At 65.2% G+C, this 17,038-nt stretch carries 14 protein-coding genes; 7 read left to right on the forward strand and 7 right to left on the reverse strand.

All coding sequences use genetic code 11. The annotated features are described in order from the left end of the window. The first annotated feature begins 2 nt into the window (after positions 1–2). A complete protein-coding gene (locus ACQY4S_RS12395) occupies positions 3–1,253 on the forward strand; it encodes a hypothetical protein (protein WP_428485511.1) in 1,251 nt (416 codons plus the stop codon). Positions 1,254–1,514: 261 nt separating this feature from the next. Then, positions 1,515–2,099 carry a fasciclin domain-containing protein gene (locus ACQY4S_RS12400; protein ID WP_428485512.1) on the forward strand — a complete coding sequence of 195 codons (585 nt, stop codon included), beginning with the start codon at positions 1,515–1,517 and terminating at the stop codon, positions 2,097–2,099. Between the two features lie 525 nt (positions 2,100–2,624). Here ACQY4S_RS12400 and ACQY4S_RS12405 read toward each other — a convergent pair. Continuing rightward, positions 2,625–3,698, reverse strand: a complete 1,074-nt coding sequence (locus tag ACQY4S_RS12405; RefSeq protein WP_428483734.1) for an IS4 family transposase — start codon at positions 3,696–3,698, stop codon at positions 2,625–2,627. Positions 3,699–3,799: 101 nt separating this feature from the next. Here ACQY4S_RS12405 and ACQY4S_RS12410 point away from each other — a divergent pair, with 101 nt between their 5' ends. Both ACQY4S_RS12410 and ACQY4S_RS12415 read left to right on the forward strand, forming a co-directional pair. Beyond that, positions 3,800–4,906 (forward strand): NAD(P)/FAD-dependent oxidoreductase, encoded by a 1,107-nt coding sequence (locus ACQY4S_RS12410; RefSeq protein WP_428485513.1) that lies wholly within the window; start codon positions 3,800–3,802, stop codon positions 4,904–4,906. Between the two features lie 68 nt (positions 4,907–4,974). Beyond that, positions 4,975–5,646 carry a methyltransferase family protein gene (locus tag ACQY4S_RS12415; protein WP_428485514.1) on the forward strand — a complete coding sequence of 224 codons (672 nt, stop codon included), beginning with the start codon at positions 4,975–4,977 and terminating at the stop codon, positions 5,644–5,646. 88 nt (positions 5,647–5,734) lie between these two features. Here the strand turns inward: ACQY4S_RS12415 and ACQY4S_RS12420 are convergent, their stop codons facing one another. From ACQY4S_RS12420 to ACQY4S_RS12445, 6 genes are all read right to left on the reverse strand, one after another. Beyond that, positions 5,735–6,763, reverse strand: coding sequence for an alpha/beta fold hydrolase (locus ACQY4S_RS12420; protein ID WP_428485515.1), 1,029 nt, complete (start codon positions 6,761–6,763; stop codon positions 5,735–5,737). A 37-nt stretch (positions 6,764–6,800) separates the two neighbouring features. After that, positions 6,801–8,324: an acyl-CoA synthetase gene (locus ACQY4S_RS12425; RefSeq protein ID WP_428485516.1), complete on the reverse strand. Its 1,524-nt coding sequence runs from the start codon at positions 8,322–8,324 to the stop codon at positions 6,801–6,803. A gap of 17 nt (positions 8,325–8,341) precedes the next feature. Further along, entirely contained in the window at positions 8,342–9,604 is a 1,263-nt protein-coding gene (locus ACQY4S_RS12430; RefSeq protein ID WP_428485517.1) for a cytochrome P450, read from the reverse strand. 136 nt (positions 9,605–9,740) lie between these two features. Continuing rightward, a complete protein-coding gene (locus ACQY4S_RS12435; RefSeq protein ID WP_428485518.1) occupies positions 9,741–11,222 on the reverse strand; it encodes a glycosyltransferase family 39 protein in 1,482 nt (493 codons plus the stop codon). Further along, positions 11,177–12,316, reverse strand: a complete 1,140-nt coding sequence (locus tag ACQY4S_RS12440; RefSeq protein WP_428485519.1) for a glycosyltransferase — start codon at positions 12,314–12,316, stop codon at positions 11,177–11,179. The genes ACQY4S_RS12435 and ACQY4S_RS12440 overlap by 46 nt, the downstream gene beginning before the upstream one ends. A gap of 431 nt (positions 12,317–12,747) precedes the next feature. Then, positions 12,748–13,230 carry an Lrp/AsnC family transcriptional regulator gene (locus ACQY4S_RS12445; protein WP_428485520.1) on the reverse strand — a complete coding sequence of 161 codons (483 nt, stop codon included), beginning with the start codon at positions 13,228–13,230 and terminating at the stop codon, positions 12,748–12,750. A gap of 227 nt (positions 13,231–13,457) precedes the next feature. Between ACQY4S_RS12445 and ACQY4S_RS12450 the strand changes: the two genes are divergently transcribed. The 3 genes from ACQY4S_RS12450 to ACQY4S_RS12460 are packed head-to-tail and all read left to right on the forward strand — an operon-like array spanning position 13,458 to position 17,022. After that, positions 13,458–15,743 carry a penicillin acylase family protein gene (locus tag ACQY4S_RS12450; RefSeq protein WP_428485521.1) on the forward strand — a complete coding sequence of 762 codons (2,286 nt, stop codon included), beginning with the start codon at positions 13,458–13,460 and terminating at the stop codon, positions 15,741–15,743. Then, complete coding sequence (locus ACQY4S_RS12455; RefSeq protein WP_428485522.1) at positions 15,740–16,246, forward strand: RDD family protein; 507 nt, start codon at positions 15,740–15,742, stop codon at positions 16,244–16,246. Before ACQY4S_RS12450 ends, ACQY4S_RS12455 begins: the two co-directional genes overlap by 4 nt. Further along, entirely contained in the window at positions 16,243–17,022 is a 780-nt protein-coding gene (locus ACQY4S_RS12460) for an arginyltransferase (RefSeq protein WP_428485523.1), read from the forward strand. The genes ACQY4S_RS12455 and ACQY4S_RS12460 overlap by 4 nt, the downstream gene beginning before the upstream one ends. Positions 17,023–17,038 lie beyond the last annotated feature (16 nt).

Consider the following 17,038-nt stretch of genomic DNA (forward strand, 5'->3'; position numbering starts at 1 on the left):
ACATGGCAGAGCCAGGCATCCAGAGCCGCGACCCGTCGATCCGCGCACTCAGCCGCGGTGTCGCCGATGCCGATGACGCCCGGATCATGCGGATCGTGGCGACGGTCGACGCAATGGCGGCGCGTGGCGCGGCCGATGATCTGATCGCATCGGTCCGCCATCGTCTGTGCGAAATGCGTCCCGCCCGGCCGCTGCGGCTGGCTCGGCTGCTGTTCCTGCCGCTGGATCCCTTGATCGTTGGCCCAGCACACTGGAAGCCGGTCCACTGTACGATTCCGCGGACTGTCATTTCGCCAATGGCGGAAGTGGTCGAGATGGCGCTAGGCGACAAGGCGGCCTCGATCAAACGGGCGGTGCATGACCGAGGGACCGACCAGACCGACCTGATCTCGGCTTTGGGCACGATGCTGTGGCCGGAGGCTGCTGTGATCCTGGCGGCGTCCGACGTGCCGGTCGTCTGGCAGCAGACCGGTCTCGGAACCCAGGTCTACCGCGATCTGGCCCGCCGGCTTGCCGCTCTGCTGAGCCAGGCCTCGGCACTGGATTCACTGTGCGCTGAAACCGCGCAAGGGCTGCTGCCGCCCAACCGCAAGGTCGTCGAGGCGATGGTGCGCCAGGTTTCAGCGATGGACCCGACCGCGTTGCCGATGCTGACCACGCTGCTGCTGACCCGCCTGCCGACGTCGGTTCGGCTGTTGTACGTGATTGAATCGGGTAGCAAGGCGGCCGCCATCAAGGCTGCGACCGATCAGGCCGCTGCGTTGCTGCTGGCGCAGTTTGATGCCACTGAAGGCGCCGAGTCGTTGGTGGCTGCCGCCACACTGGCGGAATCCGGCGCCACGGCGGCTCGCATCGCGGCACTTCTGAATGAACTGGGCCAGGACAATGCGCCCCAGGTTCGGCGCAATCAGGTGCGGGGTCTGCGGCAACGGCTGGATACCGACTGCAAGGCACGCTTCAGCACGGGTCTGAATGAACAACTGCTGATCCCGCTGCGCGAGCTGTCGGCTCAGCCCAGCGCCGCCGCGCTCGCTGACCTGGAAGCGACGGCTCGAGGCCTGCGTGCGCTGGAGGCGGAGGCACGCACCATCAGCGGCGGCTCGACCTACGATAAGCTTCTGGCGCAGGCGGCCGATCAAGTGCGAGCCTGTTCGAACGATGGCGGGCTAGAGCTCACTGACCAGGTACGGCTGATGGAAATACTGATCGGATCGGACGCGGCGCTGGAGATGCTGGATCAAGCGCGTTCCTGAGGCAGCCTGCGCTGGCCCGAGGTCAAGCCGCGCAGCGCGGGGCGTGACGCACGATATTTCCTTCGGCGGCGGCGGATGCATTGATTGCTTCCCGAACGGGCCGTGACGGTTTTGCCGCTGATCGCGCTTGCCTTTCATTCGGCATACCAACGTCATGTTCAAGCATCGGCGTAATGCTGCGCAATCCGATTGATCCGAATTCGAAAGGCGCGCGTAAGAAGTTCCGTCTAGCCTGCAATCCGTTATCCAGGAGAAGCCTTGATGTCAAATCGTCTTTTTGCCTTGGTGTTGATTGGCATGGGTGCAAGTGCGCTCGCGGCGGTGCCGGCCAGCGCCCAAGCACCGAACGCCTCGATGCCATCGGATACCGTGATGGTCGGCGGCGCACCAATGTACCCGACGAAGAACATTATCGAGAATGCTGTCAACTCCAAGGACCACACTACGCTTGTGGCCGCTGTCAAGGCCGCCGGCCTGGTCGAGACATTGGAGGGCAAGGGCCCGTTCACGGTGTTTGCCCCGACAAACGAGGCATTCGCGAAGCTTCCCCCCGGCACGGTCGATACATTGCTGAAGCCGGAAAACAAGGCGATGCTCGCGAAGATCCTGACTTATCATGTGGTGGCAGGGGACTATACCGCTGCTGATCTGATGAAGATGGTGAAAGCCGGCGGCGGCAAGGCGATGCTGAAGACAGTCGAAGGTGAGCCGCTCACGATAAGTCAGGATGGAACGAAACTTTTCGTGCTTGGCGAAAAAAGCGGCGTTGCCGAAGTTACGATTCCGAATGTCAAGCAATCCAATGGTGTGATCCACGTCATCAACAGCGTGGTTCTGCCAAACTGATTTCCGGATGGCGGGACGCTGGTCCCGCCGCACCGTCTGCAAGAGTTCTGCCGCATGGCAGGGGCTGGCTTCCAATTGTCGGGCCGCCAGCCTCGGTCATCGTGATTTGCCTGTCTGGACTCCCGGTTCGCCTGAGGCTAAGGGCCTGCGGCGAAGGAAGGCCAGGGCGCTGCCCTGGACCCGCCAAGAGGCGACGCCCCTTGGAACCATTGAATAAGGCGTTCGGGAAGCAGGGCGATCGTGTCGGTTTCCGAGACGCTTTGATTGACGGGTTCCAAGGGCATCCGCCCTTGGCGGGGTCGAGGGGCTCCGCCCCATAAGCGCTAGGATAAGGCATTTTTAGCGTCTTTGTCTTGGCAGCGGCGCTTTCTGGGCGGCTCGGCCAGCCGCCTGCGTGCCGTTCTGCGGGTCGCCAGGCTGCGGCGTCTTCGGGGTTGTGCGAACAGAGCCACTTGCAGACGGCGGTGGTTGGATTGCCAAACCCGCCAAAGGCTGGCGTGACGGGTTGCACGGCCAGATGTTGGCTCAGGGGGGAAAGCCGAGATCCTCGCCCAGCGAAGTCTCGATCAGCACGGCGGCGATGAGATGAGCGAGCAGCCAACTGCGCGCGAGCTTGGGATCGCTTGCTTGCAACGCCGCAAAGCCGCCCAGGCTTTTCAGTCGTTTGAACGCGAGTTCCACCTGCCAGCGCATGCGGTAGAGCCGCACGACCTCCGCCGCTGTCGCCTGTTCTGGCGACAGCGAGGTCAGCAGCATCATGTATCCAGCCGCCCTCAGGGTGCGCGGATCGGTCTTGTGGCCCTTGCGACTGGCCTTGCGGTGCAGCCTCTTGTGCTGGCGCTCGGTCGCCTCGGGCGGCTTGCGCGCGATGATCAGGCGCGCGCGCACCGGGGCGCGGCCGGCGCCGATTGACACGGCGTGTTCCACCACCGACGGGCCGTTGTCGGACAGCGCCGCGACCAGATCAAAGGCCTGCCGCGACGCATCGAACACGTTCACCGAGCGCCAGCCGATCCGGGTGATGAAGTCCGCCTGGTTGGCGTGGGCATGGGCAAAGTTGCGCACCCGCGCATAGCCACGATCCTGCACCAGAACATCACCGGGCCGCACCGCCACGCAACTGAGCGCTTCGGCCGTGGCGGCCTTGGTCATCGCAAGATCGGTAAAACAGCCGCGCGCCGGTTCATAGCGCGCGTGAAGCCGCCAGTCACTGCCTTTACTGCCCGGGATCGAGACCGTGGAGCCATCCACCAGGTTGAGTTGCAGGCGCCCCTCCATTGGCGTGTCGCCGCGACGATCCGCCAGCAGCCGGTCCAGCACATCAGCCAGGAAATCACCCGAATTGCGCAATCGATCCAGCAGCGAGACGTCACAGAGATCGGCAATCCCGGCTTCGGTGGCATGGCTGGCGACCGCACGCAGCGATAGCCTGCCGGGGCCGTAGAGGAGAGCCAGATGCAGCAGGTCGGCCGCGCTGCGCACGCCACGTTTGCGCACCAGGGCTTTGTGCGTCCGGGCGCTGACCTCCAGATCAATCAGCGAAGAGACGTGGCCGACGACGCTTGGCCAATGATCCAGATGAAACAATGCGGTTTGCATCTGCCCCGGAATCACGCCAAAACGTGCCGTGTCAATCCTATCCTAGCGCTTATGGGGCGCTGCCCCCGGCTTGCTCCCCTCAACCCCAGGAGGAAACAGGCGTGGAGACAGTCGATTGCGTGGTGGCGGGTGCCGGGGTTGTCGGACTGGCGGTGGCAAGGGCGCTGGCGCTGGCGGGACGGGAGGTCATTCTCCTGGAGGCGGCGGAGGGGATCGGCACCGAGACGTCGTCGCGCAACAGCGAGGTGATCCACGCCGGGATCTACTATCCCGCCAACAGCCTGATGGCGCAGTCCTGCGTCGCCGGGCGGCGGCGGCTGTATGAGTATTGCGCGGAAAAAGGCGTGCCGCACCGCAACTGCGGCAAGCTGATCGCGGCAACCAACACGCGGGAAGACGCGCTGCTGGCTGGGATCAAGCAGCGGGCGGAGGCCAATGGCGTCGAGGGCATGCGGGTGCTCACCGCGTCCGAGGCAATTGCGCTGGAGCCAAACCTGTCTTGCACCAGCGCCCTGCTCTCCCCCACCACCGGCATCATCGACAGTCACACCTATATGGTTGCCTTGCTGGGCGACGCCGAGAATGCGGGGGCAGTCCCTGTCTTCCACAGTCCGGTGCTGAGCGGCCGCGTGGCTGGCCGGCAGATCGAGATCGATGTCGGCGGCGCCGACCCGATGACACTGCGGTGCCGCGTGCTGGTGAACTCGGCTGGGCTGCATGCGCCGGGTCTGGCCGGCCGGATCGCGGGCATGCCGAGCGATCGGGTGCCGACGGCGTACTATGCGAAAGGAAATTACTTCACTCTGTCGGGGCGGTCGCCGTTCTCGCGGCTGATCTATCCGGTGCCGGTGCCCGGCGGCCTGGGCGTGCATCTGACGGTGGATCTGGGTGGGCAGGCGCGGTTCGGCCCGGATGTGGAGTGGATCGACTCGATCGACTACACGGTCGATCCGTCGCGCTCGGACAGCTTCTATGCGGCGGTGCGGACCTATTGGCCGGGGTTGAAGGATGGGGCGCTGCAGCCGGGATATTCGGGCATCCGGCCAAAGATCGTTGCAAAAGGTGCGGCGGGGCAGGATTTCGTTGTCCAGGGGCCGCAGACACATGGCGTGGCGGGGCTGATCAACCTGTTCGGAATTGAAAGCCCAGGACTGACCGCATCGCTGGCGCTCGCCGACCATGTGCTGGAGGTATCGCGGACGGGATAGGAAGGCGCGCTGGTGCGGGCGCCGGGCACGGACGTCCGTCGGTTGACGCTCAAGATGAACCGGTGATCATGCAGCCGTTGATCCAGGCGGCGGGTCGGCTCGCGATGATGGGGGTGATCCTGTTCCTTGCCGCCGGCGATTGGCGCTGGCCGCAAGGCTGGATGTTCCTCGGCGAGTTCGCAACCTGCTCCACCGCGATGACCGTCTGGCTGGCGCGTCACGATCCGGCGCTGCTTCGTCTGCGGCTTAGCTTGCCGGTGCAGCGCGATCAAAAACCATGGGACCGCATTTTCATGTCGTTGGCTGTCGTCGCGGTTATTTCCTGGGCGGTGGTGATAGCCTTCGATGCGCGCCGCTTCAGATGGTCGCATGTGCCGCTTTGGGCACAGATGGCGGGCGGCTTGTTGATCGGGCTGAGCATGGTTGCCGTCTGGCAGACCTTCCGCTTCAACAGCTTTGCCGTGCCCCAAGTACGGGTGCAGGCCGAGCGGGGGCAACGGGTGGTAAGCGAGGGGCCTTATCGGATCGTACGCCACCCGATGTATGCCGCTACCATTCCCTACTTCGCCGGTATGCCGCTGCTGCTCGGCTCCTGGTGGGGCCTGATTGCGGTTCCGCTGTTTACCGTTGGCCTGGGGGTGCGGGCAGTGGGCGAGGAACGAATGCTGCGTGACGCGCTAGCTGGCTATGATGACTATACAAAGCGGGTGAGGTTCCGACTGATTCCTGGGCTGTGGTGAAAGGCGGCGGTATCTGATACCGCGCGGGGCTGGCGGCTGCGCAAGGCTCCAACCACAGAACCCGCCACTTGAACTCAGCCGCGGACATTCAATCGCACCAGACATCCGGCAGCTTGACCGCCAGGAAGCGTGCCAGCGCGGCATTCACAGCGACCGGCGCCTCCTGCGCCATCCAATGACCGGAGCGCACCACCCGTTCGGCCAGATCAGCGCATGACGCCCGCATCGGTTCGGCGAGCCGCGAATCGATGGTTTCGCACGTGTAGTCATAGGCGCCATGGAGGAACAGGACGGGCATTTGGAGCCGCCCACCATTGCCGGCGGCCGCCGCATAGGCGCCATTGCGATCAGCATTCATATACCAGGAGTCAGGTCCGAAGAACCCATTGCGTTCAAGCGCGGTGACATAGTGGTTCAGATCCGCCTGCGTCAGCACATCGGCATCCATCGGCACATCCGGGGCCTGCCCGGCGCCCCCAAACCAGCCGCCGTCGCGCCGCACCAGCGCGGTGCGTGAGGGCTGGCCCCTGCCCGCGGGGCTGCCCTTGCGGAACAAGGCTTTGACCGTGGCGGGGATATTCGTTTCAAAAACCTGTCGAACCTGCTCGAAATGCGATTGGTAGAAGAGCTGGTAGTCCCATTGGCCGGCCGGGAAGTCCGCCTCGGGATAAACCTTGCGGTCAACCAGCGGAATAAGGTTGGCCGGTGCGAACCCTGCAGGCACATAAGGCACGCACATGTTCGCAACGCCAAAGCAACGATTGGGATGATGGCTGGCCAGGCTCCAGACAACTGGGGTGCCCCAGTCGTGACCCACCCACACCGCCTTGTCGCGGCCGAGGGCAGCCAGCAGCTCGATCATGTCTCGGACGCTGTGTTCCAGCGCGTAGTCCTGGTGCCTCGCATAGACGCCGGAGCGACCGTAGCCGCGCATGTCCGGTGCGATGCAGCGAAAACCAAGATCCGCGAAGACCGGAAGCTGATGCCGCCAACTGATGGACAGCTCCGGCCAACCATGCACGAAGATCAGCGGCGTCGCGTCGGCCGGCCCGCAGGCCAGGTAGAACGTCGTGTGGCGGTCGGTTTCGACGACGTGTTCAGTGATCGGGAATGTCATCAGCAATCCTTCAGGGGCCAGCGTTCTTGCGGTCGGCTCATGGCCCGCCAAACCGCTGGCGCAGCGTTGGCTTGTGCACCTTGCCGGTCGCATTGCGCGGCAGAGCGTCGGTGAACACCACGGAATGCGGCAGCTTGTAGCGCGCCAGGTTGGCGGCGCAATGCGCGACCACTTCTGTCTCGCTTAAGCAATGACCGGGTTTCACTACGACGACCGCGCGTCCGACTTCGCCCCATCGCTCGTCCGGCACGCCGATGACCGCGGCTTCGGCGATCAGATCGTTTTGATACAGCACATTCTCGACTTCCGCCGGATAGACGTTCTCGCCGCCAGAGATGTACATGTCCTTCCAGCGGTCGACGATGAAATAGTAGCCCTCATCATCGACCAGGGCGGCGTCGCCGGTATGCAGCCAGCCATCGGTGAAGGCGGCGGCGGTCACCTCCGGCTGGTTCCAGTAGCCCTTGGTGATGTTGGGGCCTTTTACCCATAACTCGCCGATGATGCCGGGCGGCGCGTCGGTGCCGTCGTCGCCGACCACGCGCATCCGCACGTGCAGCACCGGCTTGCCAGCCGACCCGATCTTGCGCACTGCGTCCTGCTTGTCCAGCACCAGGACCAGCGGGCTGGTCTCGGTCATGCCGTAGCCCTGCTGCAGGATCGCGCCCTGTTCCTGCCAAATGCGCAGGATGGCATCCGGCGTCGGGGCGCCGCCGACGCCGGCGAACACCAGCCGGCTCATGTCGGTGTCCCGAAAGCGCGGATGCTGCGCCATGAACTGGTAGTTGGCCGGGACGCCGAACATATGCGTCACCCCCAGCGCGGGATCGTCGATCAGCCGCAGCGCCTCGCCGGCATCGAAGTTCCGCATGATCATGACGGTGCCGCCAACCTGGAACACGGGATAGGAAAACACGTTCAGCCCGCCGGTGTGGAACAGCGGCAGCAGGCCCAGGAACACGCTGGAGCGGGCGACGCCGCACAAGCTGATACTGTGGACGGTGTTCCAGAAGTTCATCCCGTGCGTGATGACGGCACCCTTGGGCCGCCCGGTCGTGCCGGAGGTATAAAGGATCGTCGATATGTCATCCAGCGTCGCCGCCACCGGTTCGGCCGAATGGACATCCCGCGGGCCCTCCAGGGCGATCCGCTCGAATGCCGGACCGAACGACAACAGCCGGCCGATGCCTGTGTCCTGCGCCAGTTCCCGCGCCCGTTCGGCGAATTCCGGATCGAAGACGAGCACGGCCGGCGCGCAGTCGGCCAGGATCGTGCGCAGCTCGGGGTTTGCCAGCCGCCAGTTCAGCGGCACGAAGACCGCGCCGATGCGACCGCAGGCGAACTGCACCTCGAACGTATCAATGCTGTTCGGCGACAGCACGGCGATACGGTCGGTGGGTGTGATGTCGTACTGAGATCGCAGGCAAGCCGCCAGCCGGGTTATCCGGTCGTCGAGATCCTGGTAGGTATGGCGTCGTCCAGTCGCCAGATCGACCGCCGCCAGCGACCGCGGCTGCCGCATGGCGTGATGCGCGATGCAGTCGTAGTATGGAAGGGACATAGCCAATCTCCTGCGGATCAGGCGGCGGGAATACGCACCGGCAAGGCACTGATCGAGCGCAGCAGATTGGAGTAGACGCGTGTCGGCTCACCGACGACCTCAATCATCGGCCAGTCGCGCTTGAGGATTTCCTCCCACAGGATCGTCAACTGCATCTCCGCCAGCCGGTTGCCGACGCAGCGATGGATGCCGAAGCCGAAGGACAGATGCTGGCGCGGGCGGGCGCGGTCGATGATGAAGTCGTCCGGCCGCTCGATGGCATCCTCGTCACGGTTGCCCGACAGGTACCACATGGCGACCTTCTGACCGCGGCGGATGGTCTTGCCGGCGACCTCGGTATCCGCCAGGGCGGTGCGCCGCATGTGGATGACCGGCGTCTGCCAGCGGATGGTCTCCGGCACCATGCCGGTGACCAGGGCGGGATTGGCGCGCAACTTGCGGTACTGGTCGGGAAACTGATTAAGCGCCAGCAGGCCGCCGGAAATCGAGTTGCGCGTCGTGTCATTGCCACCAACAATCAGCAACAACAGGTTGCCCATGAACTCGTGCGGGCGTGACGGCAGGTCGCGCGTCGCCTCGCCGTGCGCCAGCATCGAGATCAGATCAGGCCGTGGCGGCTGCCCCGCCCGCTGATGCCAGAGGTCGGTGAAGTAGGCGACCGCCTGGTCCAGCACCGCATTGCGCTTGGCTTCCGAGTCGATCTCGGTGCCGGCGCGGGTGTTCACCGTGGCGACGTTGGACCAGTCGGTCAGCATCCGCCGTTCCTCGAACGGGACATCGAACAAGGTCGCCAGCATCTGCGTGGTCAGTTCGACCGAGACGCGATCAACCCAGTCGAAGGTTTCGCCGCGCGGCAGGGTGTCCAGGATGCGGCCGGCGCGTTCGCGAATGGTGCCCGACAGGTTCCGCAGGTTCATCGGCGCGACGATGGGTGCCACGATCTTGCGCTGCGCGTCGTGCTTTGGCGGGTCCGTCGAGATGAAGCTGGGCCGGCGGAAGTCCATCGGCAGATCGCGCAGCACGATGCCGCCCAACAGTGCATCGGATGAGAACGCGGTGTGGTTGGTATCGACCGCCATGATGTCGCGATAACGGGTTACCGACCAGAAGGCGCCATACATGCCGTTCTCGCACCAATGGACCGGATCCTCCCGGCGCAGCCGTTCGAACCACGGCCGCCATGTGTCGTCCTGGTAGAGATGCGGATCGCTGACATCGATCCGCTCGATCGGCGTGGCATAGGCGTCGGGTCGCGGGTCGGGTTGCACCGGTGCGTTCATGGTTTGCCTCCCTGGGTCCGAACGTTGCTCCGTCCAGGCAACGGTGGGCCGCACTTCTTGGACCGGTCCCACCAAAGGCAAATATAACGCAGATGTTGGCGTCGATGGAAAGCGCCCTGCGCGAAGTCTGAAGCCGTCAGGATCGGCGCGGCAAGGCAACCGCGACCGGTGGGGCGGCGTCGGCCGTTACCCGATACACCGCGAACTTCGCCACGGCACCGGGACGTGATAGCGTTGCAATTCGCTCCGCCTGTTGCCAGATGGCCGGATCGGGCGGGCCGGTTCGGCGTGCGTCGCGGAGCAGCAGCCCGCTACGTCCGGCGATCCGCGCCGGCGGCAGATCGGTCAGCGCCCAGCGCTTATCCGTCCCGACCACCGGCACGCTCGCCGGCAGCCACCATGCCAGTTCGCTATCCGTCGCGTAGCCGTCGGCCGCGACGTAGACCGCTCCGGCCTGAACCCGCGCCGCGTCCACATCACGGGCAAACGCGCCCCAGCCGGCCAGGCGCAGCGCGATGGGATCAAAGCGGGGCGGCAGCGGGATCAGACCCAGTGTGGCCTGAAGGTAGACGATGGCGGTGATGCCGAAGCCGAGTGCCGAGGCGCCAATCCAGGCCGTGTTCCGCCGCGGTGTCAGCCAGCCAGCCGCCGCGAGCGCTAGGGCGGGATAGATAATGGCCGGCCAGTTGCCCTGGACCCGGTCGCCGACCGCGTGTTCTAGGAACACCAGCACCGGGGGCAGCGACAGCGCGGCCAGCAGCGACCACCGCGGCTCCCGCCACGTCCAGCTTCGGCTCACCGCCACGACAAGCCCGATCATGCACAGAACCCAGATCCAGGGGGTCACCAGGCCGATCTGCCCACCCACCAGTTCCGCCAGGAAGCCGGCCGCCCGGATCGGCTGCCAATCGCCGACCCGGTCGCCCTGCTTGACGAACCCGGCCCAGCCATGCGCCGCGTTCCACCACAACACCGGCACGAACAGCGCGATGCCGCATCCCGCCGCGGCCCAGGGTTGCCACCGCCGCAGCCAGAGCCGCGCCGACGGCACCAGCAGAAGCCAGAGGCCGATCCCGGCGCATAGGAACAGCCCGGTATATTTGCTGTCCAGCGCCAGCCCGGCGAACAGCCCGGCCGCCAGCCACCATGCGGCCGAACCGCCCCCGAGCAGCCGCACCATCGCCCATAGCGTCGCGGTCCAGAAGAACAGCAGCGGCGAGTCCGGGGTCATGACCACTGTTCCCACGCCTAGCAGCAGCGTTGCGTTCAGCAGCAGGACTGCGGCAGGGCCGGCCAATTGCCACGGAAACAGGCGACGGGCGGCGTCGAACAGGAACCATGACGCCAGGGCGGCGGACAGCGGTCCCAACAGACGGACACCCAAGGGCGTCTGCCCGAACAACGTGGTGCCGGCCTTGATCCACAGCGCGACCATTGGCGGGTGATCCAGGAAACCAGGCGCCAGGGCGTGCGACCAAACCCAGTAATAGGTCTCGTCCGGCGCCAGCGGCACCGTGGCGGCAACAACCAGCCTCGCCACCGTCACCGCCGCCATGACGGCGGCGAGGCGGATCACCTCGCGCGCCACACCAGTGTCGCGGACACTGCGTAGTTCCACACGACGCCGATCACCGCGCCGATGGCGCCGGCGAACTTCCAGGTTGTGTGCTGTTGATACAGCGCCCCGGCAATGCCGATATTGGCGACCGCGCCAAAGCCGCAGACCACCATGAACAACAGCAGGCCGCGCCACAGCCGCGGCCCCTTTAGGCGCTGGTCGCGATAGGTGATCGCGTTGTTGAGCTGAAAGTTGAATACCATGGCGATCACCGTGCCAATGGTCTGGTCGGTTTCGAAACCCAGGCCGGTGAAATGGTGCAGCAAGGCAAGAACGAAAAGGTTGACGATGACGCCGAGCAGGCCGACAAGGCCGAAGGAGAAGAAGCGCAGCGGCAGCAAGCCGCCGAACACCTTGTCCAGCAGCAGGCCAGCGAACTGCATCATCACCAGCGCGTCCAGCTTGCTTTCCCCTGCCACGCGCTCGCGGAACCGGGCGGGGACTTCCAGCACCCGCAGCGGGGCCGGACTGCTGAGGACGAGATCGAGCAGGATCTTGAAGCCCTGGCCATTGAGGCCTTTGGCGAGGTCCTCGAACAGCGGGCGGGGCAGCATGAAGAAGCCGCTCATGGGGTCGTTCAGGCGCACCGGCATGAAGGACTGCGCCAGCCTGATCCCGCCGTCCGAGATCATATGCCGCCAGCGGCCGCCAAGGCCCTGGTTGTCGCCGCCGGCGACATGGCGGCTGGCGACAGCGAGGTCGTAATCGCCGGCCTGCAGCGCCCGCAGCATCACCGGCAGCCGGGTTTCGTCGTGCTGCAGGTCGCCGTCGATCACCGCGATGAAATCGGCCGAGGAAGACAGCGCCCCCTCGATCACCGCCGAGGCCAGGCCGCGCCGTCCGATGCGGCGGATGCAGCGCACGCGCGGGTCCTGCTGGGCCATTCGCCGCACCTCCTGCGTCGTGCCGTCGGGACTGTTGTCGTCGACATAGATGACTTCCCAGGCAATGCCGGCCAGGGCCGCATCGAGCTTGGTGATCATCGGCACGACGTTCGGGCGCTCGTTGAAACATGGAACGATCACGCTCAGGACCGGGGTGCTGGCGGATCGCACCGACATCGGTCGTTCAGCCAGGCTTTTGATTTCGGCCATCTGGTTCCATTCGGGTGCGGCGCAGGAGATACAAGACCGGTATTTGCCGTCAAGACAAATTGCCAAGCGGCATCCATAGTCATCACGGTCGTGTGCAATTCATGAAGAAGAACGGAGCAACAGAAGAATGCTCCTGTGACATGTTGTCAGTCTCAAAGCTCACCGGGCGCATGTGGTGATCAGCGTCAAATGTCGAAGCGGGGGGTTATTTGACCGCGCGCGGATCGAGGTCAGCCGGATTAGCAGAGGCCGCCACTTTTACATACGGCGACGTAGCCAATCAGTTGCTTCCGCGATCGACATTAGTGTCCTGCCCCCGAAGATCGTCATATCTTATGACGGACGGAGGGGATAAGCAGGCCACTGAAAACAAAGACCTAGTGGCTGGTGTCAGGAGTTCGCCAACTATGGCGAACTCCTGACGCAGGACACTAGAGCGGGACGCCTGCCTCACTGCGGCTGGTACGGATTGTCTGCAAGGTTTGCACGCGGCTGACCGCGGGGGAGCCGGTCAGTTGCTGGGTCAACTGGTTCTCATGCGCCGTGTCGCGCGCCACCAACCGCAGCAGAAAATCGCCGCCGCCACGGATCATATGGCACTCCCGCACCTCCGCCCAGCCGCCGACGAGTTGTTCGAACGCCGACAGCACGACTTCCTTCTGGCTTTCCAGCCCGACGATGGCAAAGAAGGTGATTTCCCAGCCCAGCTTATGGGGATCGGTATCGGCGTGATAACCGCGAATGACGCCGGCTTCCTCCAGCACGCGTACCCGACGCAGGCAAGGTGGGGCGGAGATCCCAGTGCGTTTCGACAGATCAACATTGGTCATGCGGCCATCTTCCTGTAGAGCGGACAGGATCTGGCGGTCGATGGCATCCAGCGTGACAGGCATATCCGGGTTGGGCGGCTTCATGGTCTTTTTGAACAGACGTTTCCAATGTAGGCAGGGATGTGAATTTATCGCATCAGCCCGCACCCGCAAGGCGTAATATTTGAACCTTCGTCCGACCGGCCGCGCGACCCATCCGTTTTGCCGCGGCGCCAGCGCGACATGATGCGGCATGATCCCGTCACTTCCCATTCGGCTCCCGTCCGGTCACGCTGCCAATCATGAATCCCGTGATTCGAGGCATTCGGCGCGTGCTGGCAACGATCGGGGTTGTTGTCCTGCTGCTCGCTGCCCTGGTCGTCGGCGCAATCTGGCTGACCATTCCAGGCGCCATCCCGTGGGCGAGCCGGACCGCCAGGATCCCTGGCCTGACCGGTCCGGTCGGCATCACCTTCGACGCCGACATGGTGCCGCGGATCCAAGCCACGTCCGAACTGGATGCCGCGACGGCGCTGGGCTTCTTGCATGCCAGGGATCGACTGTTCCAGATGGAGCTGATGCGGCGCGCGGCATCCGGACGATTGTCGGAGATCGCCGGGCCGGCAACGCTGCGGATCGATCGCATGATGCGCACCCTGGGCCTGCGCCGGCATGCGGTGGCCGACCTGGCCGCCCTGCCCGACGATACGCGGGCAATGCTGCAGGCCTATGCGCACGGCGTGAACGCCTGGATCAAGCTCAAGGGCCGCTTTGCCGCACCAGAGTTCCTGGTGCTGGGCGAGCCGGAGCCGTGGCAGCCGGCCGACAGCCTGCTATGGGCCAAGACCATGGGGTTGTGGCTGTCGATGAATTGGCGGCAGGAGCTGTCGCGCCAGGCGCTGGCGGGAAAGATTTCGCCGGTGATGCTCGACCAGCTTTGGCCGCGGGAGACCGGCGTGTCTGGTCCATCGGCGATGGCGATGCCGGGATTTGCCGCCGCGGCGTCACGCCTGGCGGCGGTGCTGCCGCGTTTCCCAGGGCCTTACACGCTGCCGCAATCGGCTTCAAACGAGTGGGCGGTGGATGGGCGGCATACGGCGACCGGCGCGCCGCTGCTGGCCGGCGATCCGCATCTGGCGTTCAGCTTTCCCGGCATCTGGTACCTGGCGCGGATCGACCTGCCGGGGCGGGTACTGGCTGGTGCCACCGCGCCCGGCGTGCCGTTCCTGGTGCTGGGGCACAACGGCAAGATCGCCTGGACCTTCACCACCACCGGTGCCGACGTGCAGGATATCTTCATCGAAACACCGGCCGGCGAGGGCACCTATCAGACGCCGGACGGACCCAGGCCGTTCACGGTGCGGGAGGAACGGATTGCCGTCCGCGGCCAGCCGGACCAGGTGCTGACGGTTCGGGAAACCCGGCATGGCCCGGTGATCAGCGACCTGGACAACCCGAACAGTCCGATCATGGCGGTGGCGATGGGCAACCTGCAGCCGGGCGATACCGCCGCCGCCGGATTGCTGGCGCTGAACCGCGCCGAGAGCGTGCAACAAGCCGGCGTGGCAGCGGCGGAAATCAGCTCGCCAGCGCAGAACCTTCTGGTCGCCGACCGGCAGACCATCGGGCTGTTCGTTACCGGGCGGGTGCCGCTTCGCAAGGCCGGTGACGGATCGGCGCCGGTGGCGGGCGATGGCTCGCATGACTGGATCGGCTGGGCCGCAGGCAAACAGTTGCCACACGATGTCGCCCCGGCCAGCGGACGGCTGGTGAACGCGAACGAGCCCTTGGCCGGACCGGACTTTCCGGTGTTCATGGGCCGAGACACGTTCGGCGATTGGCGCGCGCGCCGGATCAGGAAGATGCTCGATCGCTCCGATCGGCAAACGCCAGCCGATTTCGCGGCGATGCAGGTGGACTTCGTCGACACCTTCGCCCGCCAGGTGCTGCCCGAGTTGCTGGCGGTACCTGGGGTCAGCGGCCCATCGGCGGTGGCACTGGGATTGCTCAAGGGCTGGGATGGGTCGGCGGCGATGAACCTGCCGCAGCCGCTAATCTTCAACGCCTGGACGGATGCGTTCTACAATGCGCTGCTGCGGCACGCGCGTATCGAGCACGGCCTGGGCGCACCGGTCGCCGATTTCGTCGCTTTCGTGCTGTCGCCAGCCGGCGTGCACTGGTGCGACGGTGATTGCGCGCCGCTGCTGCGGGAGTCCCTGGACTCGGCGGTGACGGCATTACGCGCGCGTTTCGGCGACGACCCGGCCGCCTGGCGCTGGGGCGAGGCGCACCAGGCGATTTTCGCGCACCCGATCCTGCGCAATGTTCCGGTATTGGGAAACCTGACGACGATCAGTATTCCCAGCGGCGGCGATGACGATACAGTCGGGCGCGGCGGGACGGACGCGCAGTTGCAGTCGGTGCATGGCGCATCGTATCGCGGTGTCTATGATCTGGCCGATCTGGATCGCAGCCTGTTCATGATCACGCCCGGCCAATCGGGCAATCCGTTCAGCAGCCATGCAAGAGATTTTGTCACGCGATGGCGTGACGGTGCTACGATCCTGCTAGGGCCGGTCGCGGCCCGAACCACGGGGACGATTCAACTGACGCCATGAGTTACGCCGGACCTTACCTGGACGACGATTCTCTGGTGGGCGGGGCGCTGTTGCGCCGCTTCCTGGGCTGGATGATCGATGTCGTGCTGATCGTGGTGCTGGTCTGGGTGATGTGGTGGATCCTGGTGCTGTTCGGCATGCTGACCTTTGGCCTGGGCTTCGGCGCCCTGGCCATCCTGCCCTTCGTGCCGTTCTGTTATCACCTGCTGTCCCTGCTCGGTTCGGCCAGCGCCACGCCTGGGCAGCAGATGCTCGGCCTGACGGTGCGGCGGAACTTCGACCTGGGTCCGCCGACCGGGTTGCAAGCCCTGGTCTTTACCGTGGTGTTCTATCTGACGCTGGCCACATCTGGCCTTTTGCTCATCATCGCGCTGTTCACCACGCGCCACCGCACACTGCACGACCTTGTGAGCGGGCTGGTGGTCGTGCGGGTGCGGGCAATGGAGGCGTTGACCGCGCCGGGCGCAGGCTGGAACATAGGTGGTGGAACGTTCGCCCCATGACCTATAAGCCTCCGCGCCGGCCGCAGTTCTTCTACACGACGGCCCCCCTGCCCTGCCCGTATGTGGCGGGTCGCACCGAGCGCAAGGTTGTAACCGAAATCGCCGGACCGGAGTCGGAGGCCTTGCACGACCGGCTGTCCCGCGCCGGTTTCCGCCGCAGCCACAACATCGCCTATGCGCCGGTGTGCCCAGCCTGCCAGGCCTGCGTGCCAATCCGCATCCCGGTGGAGCAGTTTCAACCGGATCGCACACTGCGCAAGATCGGCCGGGCGAACGCGGGGCTGGATGGCTACCGCGTGCCGGCGCGCGCGACCGCGGAACAGTTCCAGTTGTTCCAGCGCTACCAGCAGGCGCGCCATGGCGACGGCGACATGGCGAGCATGAGTTTCTACGACTACCGCGCGATGGTCGAGGATACGCCGATCGAGACGTTCATTATCGAATTCCGCGATGCTCAGGACCGGCTGGTGAGCGCCTGCCTGGGCGACAAGCTGGGCGATGGCCTCTCCGCCGTCTACAGCTTCTTCGCCCCCGGCCTGGAAAGGCAGTCGCTCGGCACCTACGCCGTGCTATGGCTGATCGAACAGGCGCGGTCCTTGCGGTTGCCTTATGTGTACCTCGGCTACTGGGTGCCGGAGAGCCGGAAGATGGCCTACAAAGCCCGTTTCAAGCCGAGCGAGGTGCTCGTCGGCGGGATTTGGCGGGTGCTGACGGAGGCGGAGATCAGTGGACGGGAACCCGCCGACGTCAGGCTGATGACGGTGTCGGCGGATTGAGATCCTTGTCGCACCG

It is taken from the genome of Rhodopila sp. (assembly GCF_965276935.1).
GTDB lineage: Bacteria > Pseudomonadota > Alphaproteobacteria > Acetobacterales > Acetobacteraceae > Rhodopila.

Coding starts and splice junctions, on each gene's coding strand:
- ACQY4S_RS12405 (WP_428483734.1), bottom strand. CDS start 3,698: ATGCAAACCGCATTGTTTCATCTGGATCATTGGCCAAGCGTCGTCGGC.
- ACQY4S_RS12445 (WP_428485520.1), bottom strand. CDS start 13,230: ATGAAGCCGCCCAACCCGGATATGCCTGTCACGCTGGATGCCATCGAC.
- ACQY4S_RS12425 (WP_428485516.1), bottom strand. CDS start 8,324: ATGTCCCTTCCATACTACGACTGCATCGCGCATCACGCCATGCGGCAG.
- ACQY4S_RS12430 (WP_428485517.1), bottom strand. CDS start 9,604: ATGAACGCACCGGTGCAACCCGACCCGCGACCCGACGCCTATGCCACG.
- ACQY4S_RS12395 (WP_428485511.1), top strand. CDS start 3: ATGGCAGAGCCAGGCATCCAGAGCCGCGACCCGTCGATCCGCGCACTC.
- ACQY4S_RS12440 (WP_428485519.1), bottom strand. CDS start 12,316: ATGGCCGAAATCAAAAGCCTGGCTGAACGACCGATGTCGGTGCGATCC.
- ACQY4S_RS12400 (WP_428485512.1), top strand. CDS start 1,515: ATGTCAAATCGTCTTTTTGCCTTGGTGTTGATTGGCATGGGTGCAAGT.
- ACQY4S_RS12415 (WP_428485514.1), top strand. CDS start 4,975: ATGCAGCCGTTGATCCAGGCGGCGGGTCGGCTCGCGATGATGGGGGTG.
- ACQY4S_RS12460 (WP_428485523.1), top strand. CDS start 16,243: ATGACCTATAAGCCTCCGCGCCGGCCGCAGTTCTTCTACACGACGGCC.
- ACQY4S_RS12420 (WP_428485515.1), bottom strand. CDS start 6,763: ATGACATTCCCGATCACTGAACACGTCGTCGAAACCGACCGCCACACG.
- ACQY4S_RS12455 (WP_428485522.1), top strand. CDS start 15,740: ATGAGTTACGCCGGACCTTACCTGGACGACGATTCTCTGGTGGGCGGG.